Origin of the sequence: Paraburkholderia largidicola, assembly GCF_013426895.1 — a bacterium.
In the GTDB taxonomy this organism is placed as follows: Bacteria; Pseudomonadota; Gammaproteobacteria; order Burkholderiales; family Burkholderiaceae; genus Paraburkholderia; species Paraburkholderia largidicola.
In genome coordinates this window covers 1,776,460-1,789,772 of record NZ_AP023174.1, presented here as the reverse complement: position 1 = coordinate 1,789,772, position 13,313 = coordinate 1,776,460, and the positions used below count along the sequence as shown (strand labels likewise).

General features: G+C 65.4%; 16 protein-coding genes. 12 read left to right on the top strand and 4 right to left on the bottom strand.

The annotated features are described in order from the left end of the window. The first annotated feature begins 107 nt into the window (after positions 1-107). Positions 108-989 carry an SH3 domain-containing protein gene (locus PPGU16_RS08000; RefSeq protein WP_180722441.1) on the top strand — a complete coding sequence of 294 codons (882 nt, stop codon included), beginning with the start codon at positions 108-110 and terminating at the stop codon, positions 987-989. A 20-nt stretch (positions 990-1,009) separates the two neighbouring features. Here PPGU16_RS08000 and PPGU16_RS07995 read toward each other — a convergent pair whose 3' ends face one another. After that, positions 1,010-1,504: an LEA/WHy family protein gene (locus tag PPGU16_RS07995; RefSeq protein WP_180722440.1), complete on the bottom strand. Its 495-nt coding sequence runs from the start codon at positions 1,502-1,504 to the stop codon at positions 1,010-1,012. Positions 1,505-1,771: 267 nt separating this feature from the next. Here PPGU16_RS07995 and PPGU16_RS07990 point away from each other — a divergent pair, with 267 nt between their 5' ends. Continuing rightward, the gene (locus tag PPGU16_RS07990; protein WP_180722439.1) at positions 1,772-2,395 is read left to right on the top strand and encodes a trimeric intracellular cation channel family protein; all 624 of its coding nucleotides are present in this window, start codon (positions 1,772-1,774) and stop codon (positions 2,393-2,395) included. 48 nt (positions 2,396-2,443) lie between these two features. Here PPGU16_RS07990 and PPGU16_RS07985 read toward each other — a convergent pair whose 3' ends face one another. Beyond that, positions 2,444-2,737, bottom strand: coding sequence for a GYD domain-containing protein (locus PPGU16_RS07985; RefSeq protein ID WP_180722438.1), 294 nt, complete (start codon positions 2,735-2,737; stop codon positions 2,444-2,446). A 436-nt stretch (positions 2,738-3,173) separates the two neighbouring features. Here PPGU16_RS07985 and PPGU16_RS07980 point away from each other — a divergent pair, with 436 nt between their 5' ends. The 5 genes from PPGU16_RS07980 to PPGU16_RS07960 all read left to right on the top strand — a co-directional run bounded on the left by PPGU16_RS07980 (position 3,174) and on the right by PPGU16_RS07960 (position 6,979). Further along, positions 3,174-3,473: a Dabb family protein gene (locus PPGU16_RS07980; RefSeq protein ID WP_180722437.1), complete on the top strand. Its 300-nt coding sequence runs from the start codon at positions 3,174-3,176 to the stop codon at positions 3,471-3,473. Positions 3,474-3,479: 6 nt separating this feature from the next. Further along, positions 3,480-3,953, top strand: a complete 474-nt coding sequence (locus PPGU16_RS07975; protein WP_180722436.1) for a PaaI family thioesterase — start codon at positions 3,480-3,482, stop codon at positions 3,951-3,953. Between the two features lie 58 nt (positions 3,954-4,011). Continuing rightward, positions 4,012-5,010 (top strand): NADP-dependent oxidoreductase, encoded by a 999-nt coding sequence (locus PPGU16_RS07970; protein WP_180722435.1) that lies wholly within the window; start codon positions 4,012-4,014, stop codon positions 5,008-5,010. A 52-nt stretch (positions 5,011-5,062) separates the two neighbouring features. Beyond that, a complete protein-coding gene (locus PPGU16_RS07965; RefSeq protein ID WP_180722434.1) occupies positions 5,063-5,932 on the top strand; it encodes an SDR family oxidoreductase in 870 nt (289 codons plus the stop codon). An 87-nt stretch (positions 5,933-6,019) separates the two neighbouring features. Continuing rightward, the gene (locus tag PPGU16_RS07960) at positions 6,020-6,979 is read left to right on the top strand and encodes an alpha/beta hydrolase (RefSeq protein ID WP_180722577.1); all 960 of its coding nucleotides are present in this window, start codon (positions 6,020-6,022) and stop codon (positions 6,977-6,979) included. Between the two features lie 24 nt (positions 6,980-7,003). Here PPGU16_RS07960 and PPGU16_RS07955 read toward each other — a convergent pair whose 3' ends face one another. After that, complete coding sequence (locus PPGU16_RS07955; RefSeq protein ID WP_180722433.1) at positions 7,004-7,825, bottom strand: NRDE family protein; 822 nt, start codon at positions 7,823-7,825, stop codon at positions 7,004-7,006. 97 nt (positions 7,826-7,922) lie between these two features. Further along, positions 7,923-8,993 (bottom strand): CAF17-like 4Fe-4S cluster assembly/insertion protein YgfZ, encoded by a 1,071-nt coding sequence (gene ygfZ / locus PPGU16_RS07950; RefSeq protein ID WP_180722432.1) that lies wholly within the window; start codon positions 8,991-8,993, stop codon positions 7,923-7,925. A gap of 77 nt (positions 8,994-9,070) precedes the next feature. On the opposite strand from ygfZ, the gene mltG reads away from it, so the two are divergent. The 5 genes from mltG to PPGU16_RS07925 all read left to right on the top strand — a co-directional run bounded on the left by mltG (position 9,071) and on the right by PPGU16_RS07925 (position 13,272). Then, positions 9,071-10,081 carry an endolytic transglycosylase MltG gene (gene mltG, locus PPGU16_RS07945; protein ID WP_180722431.1) on the top strand — a complete coding sequence of 337 codons (1,011 nt, stop codon included), beginning with the start codon at positions 9,071-9,073 and terminating at the stop codon, positions 10,079-10,081. Then, positions 10,081-10,701 carry a dTMP kinase gene (gene tmk / locus PPGU16_RS07940; RefSeq protein WP_180722430.1) on the top strand — a complete coding sequence of 207 codons (621 nt, stop codon included), beginning with the start codon at positions 10,081-10,083 and terminating at the stop codon, positions 10,699-10,701. Before mltG ends, tmk begins: the two co-directional genes overlap by 1 nt. 94 nt (positions 10,702-10,795) lie before the next feature. Further along, on the top strand, positions 10,796-11,854 hold the full coding sequence (locus tag PPGU16_RS07935) for a DNA polymerase III subunit delta' (RefSeq protein ID WP_180722429.1): 1,059 nt from the start codon (positions 10,796-10,798) through the stop codon (positions 11,852-11,854). Between the two features lie 65 nt (positions 11,855-11,919). Continuing rightward, positions 11,920-12,426, top strand: coding sequence for a GNAT family N-acetyltransferase (locus PPGU16_RS07930; protein ID WP_042314184.1), 507 nt, complete (start codon positions 11,920-11,922; stop codon positions 12,424-12,426). 54 nt (positions 12,427-12,480) lie between these two features. Continuing rightward, positions 12,481-13,272, top strand: coding sequence for a TatD family hydrolase (locus PPGU16_RS07925; RefSeq protein WP_180722428.1), 792 nt, complete (start codon positions 12,481-12,483; stop codon positions 13,270-13,272). The last annotated feature ends 41 nt before the right edge of the window (positions 13,273-13,313 follow it).

Here is a 13,313-nt window from a genome sequence, read left to right as displayed (position 1 = left end):
GGCCGCGTCATTCCTGCGACAGCGCCTGGATGACAGATGCCTGTCAGGCACACAATTCGCTGTTACGTCCGCAGGACACATCCGCCAGGACGATAAGGAGAACAATCATGCGAATGCGGGTTGCTTGCGTTGCCGCCATTGGGACGGCGGCGCTGTCGGTCGCATCGGGTCCGGTGTCGGCCCAATCGCAGGCCTATACGAATCAGCCTGTCTACCTGTACGCGGGACCTGCGCAGGATTACCCGGTCGTCGCGCAATTGCCTGCCGGGCAACCGGTGGCCGTGTACGGCTGCGTGAGCGGCTACACATGGTGCGACGTGGCGATCGCGCAGGCCCGCGGGTGGGTGTATGGCGGCTACCTGACCTATCCGTATCAGGGCAGCAATGTGCCCATCATGACGTACGGGACGGCGATCGGGCTGCCCCTCGTTACGTTTTCGATTGGCACGTATTGGGATCACTACTATCGCGGGCGACCGTGGTATTCCGAGCGCGGACGCTGGGCGAATCATCCGCCGCCGCCGCACCGTCCACCACCGCCGCCGCCTGGCGGTAACCGTCCGCCACCCGGTGGGAACCGGCCGCCGTCCACGTCGCCTGCGTCGCCGCCTCCGCCCGGGCCGCCTGGTGCTGGGCATGGACACCGGCCTGGGCCGCCGCAACAAGGCGGTCGCCCGCCACAAGCACAGCCGCAGGAGAGCGGTCGTCCGCCCCAGGCGCCTCCGCAGCAAGGCAGCCGTCCGCCGGGTCAGGGTGGCAATCCTTCTGGCCCGCCGCCTGGGCATGAAGGAGGGCGCCCACCCGGGCCGCCGCCCGCGCAAGGCGGTGGCCGTCCCGCTGGCCCACCCGCTGGAGCGCAAGCGGAGCGTCCGTCAGGACCGCCGCCCGGCCAGGGCGGAGGACATCCGTCTGGGCCACCGCCGTCCGGCGGTGGCAACGCCCGGCCGCCAGCGCCTTCAGGACATGGCAACGAGGGCACGAATCACTGATCGCGTAGCGCTTTGATGCGCTACAGGCCGCCGCTGAGATCGCCCATCGGCAGCGCTAGCGTGCCCTGGTCGATGAAGCGCGTCCCGCCCGTGATGCCACCTGCGAGCCGGCCGCGCAGCACGTAGGGGAATTGTCCCGTCTGCGCGCTGTCGGCGAATGCGAATGCCTGGCGGACGACAGTGAACGCGGGCACCGTCAACGGGACGCCGATCACGGCCTCGCCGAAGCGTGGCACGGTGCCGCTCTGATCGCTGACGCCGCTCGCGAACTGCTTTCCGTTCAGGTCGAGTTCGACGGAGACGCCGTTGAAGTCGATCGGCGTTTCGTTAGGGTTCTGCACGCGCAGCTTCAGATTGAAGCGCATCTCCATCCCCTGGCCCGTGAGCGGCTCGATCCCGGCGACGGTCACGCGCAGCGGATCGCCGCCGAACATGCTCGCGCAACCCCCAAGCGACAGCAGCACGACAACGAAGAACAGCAGGCGGGTGAAGCGCGCGGCGCGGTCGGCGATCATGGTTAGGGTCCTCTCAAGGGAACGCGTGAACGGACGCGCGTCGTATGAACTATAGCGGCGCAGGGCCCGGAAGCGTGTGCATTCGCGGGTTGCCTGGCACGCTTTGCCCGTCGCCACGGTGATGAGACAATCGCGGCGCCCTCGGCGCGCGGCCCATTCCCGCCGGAACAAGCATGGTCCGCACGCATGCCCGCGCGCGCCGTTTCGTTGTACCGTTCGGCTCGTCCGAGGCGCAAACGGGCGTTCAACCAGCGCGCAACACTCCGCATGAAACCGAAAATCGAAACTATCGTTCTTGGCGCTGATCTCGCGGGCACGTTCATCTTCGCGATCGAAGGGGCCGTGGCCGCAATGCACAGCGGCCTCGACCTGCTCGGCGTGATGGTGATCGCGTTCGTCGCGGCGCTCGGCGGCGGCGTCACGCGCGACCTGCTGATCGGCGCGACGCCGCCCAACGCGATCCGAGACTGGCGCTATCCCGCGCTGACTTTCGTTGCGGGCCTGCTCATGTTTCTCTTCCACGCCAACGCGCAAGGCTTCCCCGAGTTCTGGCTGATGGTGCTCGACGCGGCGGGCCTGTCGTTGTTCGCCGTCGCGGGCGTCGAAAAGGCGATGCTGTACCGGATCCGCCCGTTCGTCGCGGCGCTGATGGGAACGGTGACGGGAGTCGGCGGCGGCGTCATCAAGGACGTGTTGCTCGCGCGCATTCCGTCCGTGCTCGTCACCGATATCTACGCGACTGCGGCATGCTTCGGCGCGATCGTAGTGCTGGTCGCGCGGCGCTTCGGCCTGTCGCCGGCGCTGGCGGGCGTGGCAGGCGGCGTCGCGTGCTTCGTATTGCGCGTGGCCGCGGCGACGCATGGATGGCATCTGCCGCGCGCGCAAATCTGATTGCAGCGCGCGACAGCAAGCTACGGACGCGCCGCGCGGGACGACCGGCTACTTCAAGCCGCCAACGATCTTTTCCATCTCCGCTTCGCTGAACGCGCGCATCGTCGCCGTGCGCACATTGCCTTGCGCGGCGAGCGCGAGGCCGAGCCGGGTCGTGGTCTCGTCGTCGGGCGATTCGAACGAGATCACGAGGTCGTATGCGCCGAGCGTCCAGTTCACCGTGCCGACCGTCACGCCCATCGCCTTGCTGGCTTCGCGAAACGCGCGCGCCCGGTTGACGGTGTCTTTCGCGGTGCGCACACCCTGATCGGTCCAGTTGACCAGCATGAGGTAAGTGGCCATGTTGTCCTCGTGAAGTGAATGCAGATGATCCGCGCGAGATACGGCGGCTCGTGGCTAGAGGGGCGAACGCATCCACGGCGCGGGCCGTTTTCCATGCGTGCATAAGGCGGCAAAGAGGAAGGAAGACAAGGCGGCCGGCGCGTGGCGAATTCGCGCCCGGGAGAGGGATTGGCCGCAGGTTGACGGTGCCCGGTTTCGCGTTGCGCGTCACCGCTGCTGGCGCGCACGGCCGGGCTGAGTGCCTGAAAAGTATAGGCGACGCTGCGCACGATGACGGAACCGATTGCGTGAGCGGCCTGTGCGTTTGTTCTATGCCGTGCAGCTCGATTTATCGTCTCGCGCAGTGCAGGTATCATCTGGCGAAGCGTGTTTCATGTGTGTCCTGCATGCGTTCCGCGCGGGCCGCGGCGCAAGGTCAACAGCAAAGGTGAACGTCTTGATTCGTCATATCGTGATGTGGAAGTTGAGAGAGGGGGAAGGCCGCACGCGCGAGCAGAACGCGTCGGTGCTGAAAGAAAAACTGGAGGCCTGCCGCGATGCCGTGCCGGGTATCGTGCATCTCGAAGTCGGTATCGCGACGCCGGGCCTCGACTCGACGTATGACGTCGTGCTCGTATCCGATTTCACCGACAAGGCAGCGCTGGACGCGTATCAGGTCCATCCCACGCATCTGGACGTGAAGGCGTTTCTCGCGCCGATCCGCGAGGCGCGTCAGGCCGTCGACTACGAACTCTGAAAGCCTATGACCGACTCTTCCAGCAACCAGCTGGTGATCGAAAGCCCGTTTATCGATCACCTCGGCGTTCAACTCATTTCGGCGGGGGACGGCGCCAGCGAAATGCTGCTGCCGCTGCGTCCCGAACATCTGAACACATGGGCCGTGTCGCACGGCGGCATCACGATGACGCTCGCCGACGTCGCGCTCGCGATGGCGGCGCGCAGCCTCGCTGCCGATGGTGTCGGCGTCGTCACGGTCGAAATGAAGGTGAACTTCATGCAGCCCGGCAGCGGCGAGTTGCGCGCGACGGGCCGTGTGCTGCACCGCTCCACCACCATGGCCTATTGCGAAGGCGAGATCCGCGATAGCGAAGGCCATTTCGTCGCGAAGGCGCTCGGCACATTTAAGTACATGCGGCGTCTCGCCGTTGGCCGCGAAGTGCGGCAGCAGCGACTGCGCAGCGATCCATCGGCAAAGCCGGGGCCGAGCGACGGCTGAGCGTCGCCTCGCAACCGCTTTCGACACTTCACACCAGATCTCCGGAGACAAACCCGTCATGAGCCAGATCAATCGCCAGATTCTGCTCGTGTCGCGTCCGCAGGGCGCGGCATCCGCCGACAACTTCAAGCTCGTCGAAACGCCGCTCGCGCCGCTTGCCGATGGCGAGGTGCGCGTGCGCAATCACTATCTGTCGCTCGATCCGTACATGCGCGGCCGCATGAGCGACGCGAAGTCGTACGCCGCACCGCAGCCGCTGAACGAAGTGATGATCGGCGGCACGACGGGCGAAGTGGTCGAATCGAAGAACGCGGCATTCAAGCCGGGCGACAAGGTGGTCGGCATGTTCGGCTGGCAGGAATTCGGCACGTCGGACGGCAAGAACCTGCGCAAGATCGACGACACACATGTGCCCCTCTCCGCGTATCTGGGACCCGTCGGCATGCCCGGCGTGACGGCGTGGTACGGCCTGAACCGGATCATCGCGCCCAAGGCTGGCGAGACGGTCGTCGTCAGCGCGGCGAGCGGGGCGGTCGGCAGCGTCGTGGGGCAACTGGCGAAGCAGGCGGGCGCGCGCGCCGTCGGCATCGCAGGCGGCCCGGACAAGTGCCGCTATGTTGTCGAGACACTCGGCTTCGACGCATGCGTCGACTACAAGGCGGGCAATCTTTATCAGGACCTCAAGGCGGCGACGCCGGACGGCGTGGACGGCTGCTTCGAGAACGTCGGCGGCGAAGGGCTCGACGCGACGCTCGCGCGGATGAACGCGCACGGCCGCATCGCGTTGTGCGGGTTCATCGCGGGTTACGACGGCGCGCCTTTGCCGCTCAAGCATCCGGCGTTGCTGCTCACGCAGCGTCTGCTCGTGCAGGGCTTCATCGTCAGCGAGCATATGGATGTATGGCCCGATGCGCTGAAGGAACTCGGCACGCTCGTCGCGCAGAAAAAGCTGCAGTATCGCGAGACCATCGCGCAAGGTCTGGAAAACGCACCCGGAGCGTTTCTCGGCATGCTGAAGGGGCACAACTTCGGCAAGCAGCTGGTCAAGCTGATCTGAGTTGGCGCATAGCACAACGCGCCACGCGCAACTGCTGAACGAGGAAAACGGCATGTTCGAGTTCGACGGCAAGGTCGCCGTGATCACAGGCGCGGCGAGCGGCTTCGGCCGTGCGTTCGCGGAAAAGGGCGCGTCGCTCGGCATGAAGCTCGTGCTGGCGGATATCGACGCGAACGCGCTCGCGCAAACCGTCGATGACTTGCGCGCATCGGGCGCCGAGGCGATCGGCGTGAAAACGGATGTGTCCGACGCCGCGCAGGTTCAGGCGCTCGCAGATGCCGCGCTCGCAGCCTTCGGCAAGGTTCATCTGCTGTTCAACAATGCGGGCGTCGGCTCCGGCGGCTTTCTATGGGAAAGCTCGGCGAACGACTGGGCGTGGGTGTTCGGCGTCAACGTGATGGGCGTAGCTCACGGCGTGCGTATCTTCACGCCGATCATGCTGAAGCAGAACGAACCCGCGCATATCGTCAATACGGCGTCGGTGGCGGGGCTCCTGTCGCCTCCGTCGATGGGCATCTATAACGCGTCGAAGCACGCAGTCGTCTCGCTGACGGAGACGCTGTATCACGATCTGCAGAACGCGGGCGGAGAGGTTGGTTGCTCGCTGTTGTGTCCGGCGTTCGTGCCGACGGGCATCGCGGATGCCGAGCGCGCGCGTCCGGAATCGCTGCGCAATAGCGCCGGGCCCACGCGCTCGCAACTCGCCGCCGACAAGCAACTGCAGCGCGCGGTGCGTTCCGGCAAGCTGGGCGCGGTGGAGGTCGCGGCGTTAACGTTCGAAGCCATCGCCGCGCGGCGTTTCTATATCCTCACGCATCCCGCCATTCTTGCAACGGTGCGGCTGCGGCACGAGGACATCGAACAGCAGCGCAATCCCACTGATCCGCTGTCGCTCAAGCCGGAGGTCAAGGAAGCGCGCTAGCGCGCCGACGCAAGCGTTTCGACGCGCGTTCGTGGCATCATGGCGCGCTCATTCAACCGTGCGGCGCATGGGCGCCGTCGTCCGACCATGCCGCTGAATCCGAAGATCGAGCAGGTGCTCGACATGATCGCGCGCGCAAAGCGCCCTGCGTATCACGATCTGACGCCGCAAGCGGCGCGCGCATCGTATGAGAAGAGCGCGCCGATTCTCGAAGTGCCCTCGGCGCCGATGTTTTCCGTCGAGGACATCGATGTGCCGATGCGCGACAGCGCGTCCATACGCGTGCGTCTCTATCATCCCGCCGAGCCGCAATGGGCGAATCCCGCACCCGCGCTCGTCTACTATCACGGCGGCGGTTTCACGGTCGGCAGCGTGAACACGCACGACGCGCTTTGCCGGATGTTGGCGCGCGACGCGCAGTGCGTCGTGATGTCGGTCGACTACCGGCTCGCGCCGGAGCACACATTTCCCACCGCCGTCGACGATGCGTTCGACGCGCTCGAGTGGTTGCACGACAACGCGCCGCTTTACGGCATCGACGCGAGCCGGATCGCCGTCGGCGGCGATAGCGCGGGCGGCACGCTCGCCACCGTGTGCGCCGTGCTCGCGCGCGACGCCGGCATTGCGCTCGTGCTGCAACTGCTGATCTATCCGGGCACCACAGGCCATCAGCAGACAGACTCGCACGAACGTCTGTCGGATGGTTATCTGCTGTCTGGTGACACGATTCAATGGTTCTTCGAGCAGTACGTGCGCGATGCCGACGATCGTCACGACTGGCGTTTCGCGCCGCTCGACGGCACGCGCGGCGCGCCGGGGTTTCACGGCGTGGCACCCGCATGGATCGCGACGGCCGAGTACGACCCGTTGAGCGATGAAGGCGAAGCGTATGCGCACAAGTTGCGGGAGGCGGGCAATGCTGTCGCGTTCAAATGCTACGCGGGCATGATCCACGAGTTCTTCAAGATGGGCGGCTACGTGCCGGATGTAGCCATCGCGCATGCGGACGCGGCGGCGGCATTGCGCGCCGCGTTCGGCGTCGAATGAGCGGGATGTAAAGACGCTTCGCTGTCAGGCGATATCGAACGCAAAACTGCGCTCGAAATCCCCGGGACGCACGACACGATGCGAGCCGTTGTCGTCGCTGCGTTCGAGTGCCGAGACGCTCAGCCGTCCGTTCTGCGCCAACACCTGCACGGCCGTGGTGCCGCGCGTGCCGTAATCGGGCGTATCGATAAAGGCCGCCGACAGCGCGCGTTCGCGTTCTAGCGAAATGCCCGTCGCCGGCAGTTCGTCGTCGCGCGCGACATGCGGGTCGCGCATCAGGCCGATCAGCGTCGCGAGCGGCGGACGGGCTTCGCCGGCGAGCGCCTGGGCAAGCTCGGCGCGCTTGCGCACGAGTTTCGGCCAGGGCGTGTCGAGCACCGCGTTCGAGATGCCGTGCGTGCCCGGCGCAAGCAACGTGGGCTCGGCGGGCGAGCGGTTGCAGTACCACGCGAGTTCGCGCCGCGTCCAGTCACCGACGAGCAGATTGAAGCCGTTGTACATGTCGCCGTCCTGCGCGACCTGCAACAGATAGTCGAGCGGCGCGCCGCTTTCGATACCGTGATCGCCCGACAGCCAGTTGCTGACCAGCGTGCCGCGCGTCGGCGCATCGGCGCGCATCTCTTTTGGCGCGCGATAGTTGGTCAGCGCGGCAAAGCGCCCGTCGCGCGTCATGCCGAGCCAGGTGCCACCGCCGACCAGATCGCGGCCCGCGAGCAAGCCGGGCGCGTCGTCCCACCAATGCATCGGTTCGGCCGTGCGCTTGAGGAATTCGTCGCGATTCGCTGCGAGCGTGAACAGCAGGCCGTCAGACGCTTCGGGGCGCCAGTCGAACACGATCAGACACATCGGCAGAAGTCTTGGTAACGAGAAGGCGTGGATACGGCAGGAACACGCCGCGCCGGAAATCAGAAAACAAAGGCGCGGCGCGGATGTGGCTGGCGCGTCAGACTTCCGTGGGCAGCGCGTAAGGCAGCGGCAGGAAGGTCAGCGCGGGGCCATCGGCGGCGCCCAGATGCACGCTGCCGTTTTCGAGCGCGGCCAGCTTGATCTCGACGAGGGCATCGACGCCGCCGTCAGGCGCGGCCGCCGTGTTGACGAGCATCCCGCACGGCTGGCCCGGATCGTCCGAACGAAACAGCTCCGCGCCCGGCACGACGCTCTCCGTTTCGCCCGCGACGTTCGCGAGCGACATGCGCCGCTTGATCGTGCCGCGATACTGGCTGCGCGCGACCACTTCCTGGCCCGGATAACAGCCTTTGCGGAAATTGACGCCGCCGAGCACGTCGAAGTTGATCATCTGCGGCACGAATTGCTCGACCACACGCTGCGTGATGCGCGGTTCGCCGGCGCGGATGTCGAGCCAGTCCCACACGGCGGGCGACACGCGGCGCAGTTTGGCTTCGAGCACGGGCAGGCGCGCTTCGACTTCCGCTTTCGGGCCGACCCACACGTAACGCAGGCGGCCTGCCGCATCGGGCACGCGTACCAGCGATCCCGCCGGCCCGTCCACCTTGACGTGCACACCGTCGGGGATCGCGTCGAACACGCCAGACAGCGCGCCTCGCACGTCACCGGCGAGACCGATGGCGAGCGTGTCAGCCGATGCGTCGCTGAGTTTCGCTTTCGCTCGCAGCACGAACATCGACAGGCGTTTCTGCACGGCGGCCTGCACGTCCTTCGACACCAGCATCCGGATCGACTCGCCGCTGCACCATACGAGGAACGACGCCAGCAGCCGGCCTTTCGGCGAGCAGTAGCCGGCAAGGCGTGCCGTCGCGGCGTCGAGGTGCTGCGTGTCGCTGGTGAGCTGCGAATGCAGGAAGGCGGCTGCGTCATCGCCCGTCGCGTCGATCACGCCGAACTGCGGCAGCGGCATGAATGCGCCGCCCGACAGCACGGCGTCGAACTCGTCGCGTGCGGGACGCGGAAACGCGGGAAGTGCGGCAGAAACAGCAGCAGAAGCAGCAGGAGTGGGGACAGCAGTGCCAGGAGCGGTAGCAAGCGGTGCGTTCATGGATTCGGGGAACAGTCAATTCTGACTTTGGCGGAGGCAAGCAAGTATTATATTGGCTTCACCCGAACCACGTTTCCATGTCCCTCCTGAAGAAATGCCTCATCGCCTGCGTCGTGCTCGCGATGCTGCTCGCCGCCGCGGCGTACGGCGCGTACCACTGGGCCACCACGCCCGTTCAACTCGCCACCCCGCAACTCGATGTCACGATCAAGCCGCACAGCAGCCTGCGCAGCGTCACGACGCAACTGAACCGTGGCGGCGTGCCCGTCGAGCCGGAACTGTTCGTGATGATGACGCGCGTACTCGGACTGCAGTCGGCGCTGAAGTCGGGCAACTATGAATTCAAGCAGGGCATCACGCCGTACGACGTGCTGCAGAAGATCGCGCGCGGCGACGTCAACGAGTACGTGGCGACGATCATCGAAGGCTGGACTTTCCGGCACATGCGCGCCGAACTCGATTCGAACCCGGCGCTCAAACACGATACGGCGGGCATGTCGGACGCGGATATCCTGAAGGCGATCGGCGCGCCCGAAACACCGACAGGCAATGGCGAAGGGCTGTTCTTCCCGGATACCTACCTGTTCGACAAGGACACGAGCGACCTCGACGTCTATCGACGCGCGTACCGGCTGATGAAGCTGCGCATCGACGAAGCATGGGCGGCACGCGCACCGGGGCTGCCGTACAAAACGCCGTACGATGCGCTGACCATGGCGTCGATCATCGAAAAGGAAACGGGCAAGGCGTCCGACCGCCCGATGGTCGCGGGCGTGTTCGCGAACCGTCTGCGCGTCGGCATGCCGCTGCAGACCGATCCGACCGTCATCTATGGAATGGGTGAGAGCTATTCGGGCCATCTGCGCAAGAAGGATCTGCAGACGGACACTCCTTACAATACCTACACGCGGATGGGCCTGCCGCCTTCGCCCATCGCGCTGCCGGGCATCGCGTCGCTGCAGGCCGCGCTCAATCCGGCGCAGACCAGCGCGCTGTATTTCGTATCGCGCGGCGACGGCAGCAGCATCTTTTCTGACACGCTCGGCGATCACAACAAGGCCGTCGACAAATACATTCGAGGTCAATGATGGCTCGGGGAAAATTCATCACGTTCGAGGGCATCGACGGTGCGGGCAAGACCACGCATCTCGGCTGGTTCCGTGACCGCCTGGAGCAGAAGCTCGCGGCGACGGGGCGTTCCGTCGTCATGACGCGCGAGCCGGGCGGCACGAAGCTCGGCGAGTCGCTGCGCGACATCCTGCTGCACCAGGCGATGGACCTCGAAACCGAGGCGCTGCTGATGTTCGCCGCGCGCCGCGAGCATCTCGCACAGGTCATCGAGCCGGCGCTCGCGCGCGGCGACTGGGTGCTGTCCGACCGTTTCACCGACGCGACCTTCGCCTATCAGGGCGGCGGACGCGGCCTGCCGCGCGACAAGCTGGAAACGCTCGAGCGCTGGGTGCAGGGCGGTTTCCAGCCGGACATGACCGTGCTGTTCGACGTGCCACCCGAAACGGCGAGCGAGCGGCGCAGCGCGGCGCGCGCGCCGGACCGTTTCGAGAGCGAATCGGATGCGTTTTTCACGCGCACCCGCACCGAATACCTGCGCCGTGCGGAGGAAGCGCCTTATCGATTCGATATCATCGACTCGACGCGCAGCATTGCCGAAATTCAGAAACACCTTGAAGATTTGATCATATCTCTTTGAATTAATGTTGATATAAGCTCGCCCTATAACAACGGACAATGCTCGGCCGATACATCAAAAAAATTCTTCAACCTATTGAATCAAAAGACAAACGATGATTTATCCGTGGCAAACCGACGACTGGAACCGCCTGCAGCAGTTGCGCGCCCACTGGCCGCATGCGCTGCTGCTTCATGGGCAGGCCGGCATCGGCAAGCTGCGCTTTGCCCAGCATCTGGCGCAGGGCCTGCTGTGCGAATCGGCGCTGCCGGACGGCCAGCCGTGCGACACCTGCGCCGCGTGCACGTGGTTCAAACAGGGCAATCATCCCGACTACCGGATCGTGCTGCCGGAGGCGCTCGCCGCTGAAGCGGGTTTCACCAGCGCGGCCACCGATGAAAAGGCCGAAAAAGCGAGCGCCGATGCCGACGATGGCGGCAAGAAGACGCGCACGCCCAGCAAGGAAATCAAGATCGAACAGGTGCGGGCGCTGCTGGACTTTTGCGGCGTCGGCTCGCATCGCGGCGGCGTGCGCGTCGTCGTGCTGTATCCCGCCGAGGCGCTGAACGTCGCGGCAGCCAATGCGCTGCTGAAAACGCTCGAGGAACCGCCTGCGGGCGTCGTGTTCCTGATGGTGTCGGCGCGGATCGACCGGTTGCTGCCGACCATCATCAGCCGCTGTCGCCAGTGGCCGATGACGACGCCGTCTCCTCAGGCTGCTACCGCGTGGCTCGCGCAACAAGGCGTGGCGGATGCGCCGGGCCTGCTCGCGGAAGCAGGCGGCGCGCCGCTCGCCGCGCTGGCGCTCGCCAGCGACGAAAACCGCCCGCTGCGCGACTGGACGCTGAAGCAACTGGCGGCCGGCGCCAACTGCGACGCGTTCGCGTGCGGCGAAACCTTGCAGAAGCTGCCTGTGCCGCTCGTGCTCGGCTGGCTGCAGCGCTGGATGTACGATCTGCTCGCCCAGTCCACCGTGGGCGCAGCGGGCACGCCGCGCTACTTCCCGGCGGCGTCGGCGGCGCTCTCGCGTTGCGCGTCGCAGGCCGACGCGAACGGCTTCGCGCGCTTCATGCGGACGGTTACGCGGCAACGCGCGGTCGAAAACCATCCGCTCAACGCGCGACTCGTGTTCGAAGAACTGTTTCTCGGCTACCGCGACCTGTTCGTCCAGTAGCCCCAATCCGTTCGCAGCGCGCGAAGCACACCCGTCTTTAGTTCATTCCTATCAACGACATCGACATGACTCTTCAATACCGCGACGCTACGCTCGACGATCTGCCCGCCATCGTCGCCATCTACAACTCGACCGTGCCGTCTCGGCAGGTTACGGCCGATCTGGAGCCGGTAAGCATCGACAGCCGCCGCGCGTGGTTCGAGGCGCACGGTCCTGAGAAGCGTCCGTTATGGGTGGTCGAGGATCAGGGTCGGGTGATCGCGTGGCTGAGTTTTTCTGATTTCTACGGGCGCCCGGCCTATCAGCGCACGTCCGAAGTCAGCATTTATCTGGATGAAGCCGCGCGCGGCAAGGGTCTGGGCAAGAAACTGCTGGCAGCGGCGCTGGAAGCCGCGCCGAAACTGGGTATCGACACGGTGCTCGGCTTTGTATTCGGCCACAATGAGCCCAGCGTGCGACTGTTCCAGGCATTCGGCTTCGCGGCATGGGGCACGTTGCCGCGCGTCGCGGTGCTGGATGGCGTCGAGCGCGATCTGGTCATCCTCGGCAAGCGTCTGGACGGCGCGCAGTAAGCCGCCCAACAGGCCACGCCTCAATCATCACCGGATTTTTCGCAGGACTTCACCATGTTTGTCGACTCCCACTGCCATATCAACTTCGAAGGACTCGGCGACCGTCTGCCGCAAGTGCTGGAAAACATGCGCTCGCATTCGGTCACGCACGCGCTGTGCGTGTCCGTCGACTTCGAAACGCTGCCGTCCGTGCTGGACATCGCGCGTTCGTACGACAACGTGTATGCGTCGGTGGGCGTCCACCCGGACCACGAGGATGCGCAGGAGCCGACGGTCGCCGAACTGGTCGAACTGGCGCAGCATCCGAAGGTGGTCGCAATCGGCGAGACGGGGCTCGACTATTACCGCCTCGAAGGCCGTTCGATCGACGACATGGAGTGGCAGCGCGAGCGCTTTCGCGTGCATATCCGCGCCGCGCACCAGACAGGCAAGCCGCTGATCGTGCATACGCGGGCGTCGTCGGCCGACACGCTGCGGATCATGGCCGAGGAGCGCGCAAACGTGCCGGGCGGCGTGATGCACTGCTTCACGGAGCCTTGGGCCGTCGCCGAGCAGGCGCTCGCGCAGAATTTCTACATTTCGCTGTCGGGTATCGTCACGTTCAAGAGTGCGACGGACGTTCAGGACGTCGCGCGCCGCGTGCCGCTCGAGCGTCTGCTGATCGAAACCGACTCGCCGTACCTCGCGCCCGTGCCGTATCGCGGCAAGCCGAATGAACCTGCGTACGTCAGTTATGTCGGACGCTTCATCGCGCAGCAGCGCGAGATGCCTGACGAAGCACTCGCAGCAGCGACCAGCGAGAACTTTTTCCGGCTGTTCAAGATTCCGGCGCCGGCAGGCGTTTGAAGTGAAAAATAAGTAGTATCAATAGGATAGGAAATTCTCCT

Coding starts and splice junctions, on each gene's coding strand:
- PPGU16_RS08000 (WP_180722441.1), top strand. CDS start 108: ATGCGAATGCGGGTTGCTTGCGTTGCCGCCATTGGGACGGCGGCGCTG.
- PPGU16_RS07995 (WP_180722440.1), bottom strand. CDS start 1,504: ATGATCGCCGACCGCGCCGCGCGCTTCACCCGCCTGCTGTTCTTCGTT.
- PPGU16_RS07990 (WP_180722439.1), top strand. CDS start 1,772: ATGAAACCGAAAATCGAAACTATCGTTCTTGGCGCTGATCTCGCGGGC.
- PPGU16_RS07985 (WP_180722438.1), bottom strand. CDS start 2,737: ATGGCCACTTACCTCATGCTGGTCAACTGGACCGATCAGGGTGTGCGC.
- PPGU16_RS07975 (WP_180722436.1), top strand. CDS start 3,480: ATGACCGACTCTTCCAGCAACCAGCTGGTGATCGAAAGCCCGTTTATC.
- PPGU16_RS07970 (WP_180722435.1), top strand. CDS start 4,012: ATGAGCCAGATCAATCGCCAGATTCTGCTCGTGTCGCGTCCGCAGGGC.
- PPGU16_RS07965 (WP_180722434.1), top strand. CDS start 5,063: ATGTTCGAGTTCGACGGCAAGGTCGCCGTGATCACAGGCGCGGCGAGC.
- PPGU16_RS07960 (WP_180722577.1), top strand. CDS start 6,020: ATGCCGCTGAATCCGAAGATCGAGCAGGTGCTCGACATGATCGCGCGC.
- PPGU16_RS07955 (WP_180722433.1), bottom strand. CDS start 7,825: ATGTGTCTGATCGTGTTCGACTGGCGCCCCGAAGCGTCTGACGGCCTG.
- ygfZ (WP_180722432.1), bottom strand. CDS start 8,993: ATGAACGCACCGCTTGCTACCGCTCCTGGCACTGCTGTCCCCACTCCT.
- mltG (WP_180722431.1), top strand. CDS start 9,071: ATGTCCCTCCTGAAGAAATGCCTCATCGCCTGCGTCGTGCTCGCGATG.
- tmk (WP_180722430.1), top strand. CDS start 10,081: ATGGCTCGGGGAAAATTCATCACGTTCGAGGGCATCGACGGTGCGGGC.
- PPGU16_RS07935 (WP_180722429.1), top strand. CDS start 10,796: ATGATTTATCCGTGGCAAACCGACGACTGGAACCGCCTGCAGCAGTTG.
- PPGU16_RS07930 (WP_042314184.1), top strand. CDS start 11,920: ATGACTCTTCAATACCGCGACGCTACGCTCGACGATCTGCCCGCCATC.
- PPGU16_RS07925 (WP_180722428.1), top strand. CDS start 12,481: ATGTTTGTCGACTCCCACTGCCATATCAACTTCGAAGGACTCGGCGAC.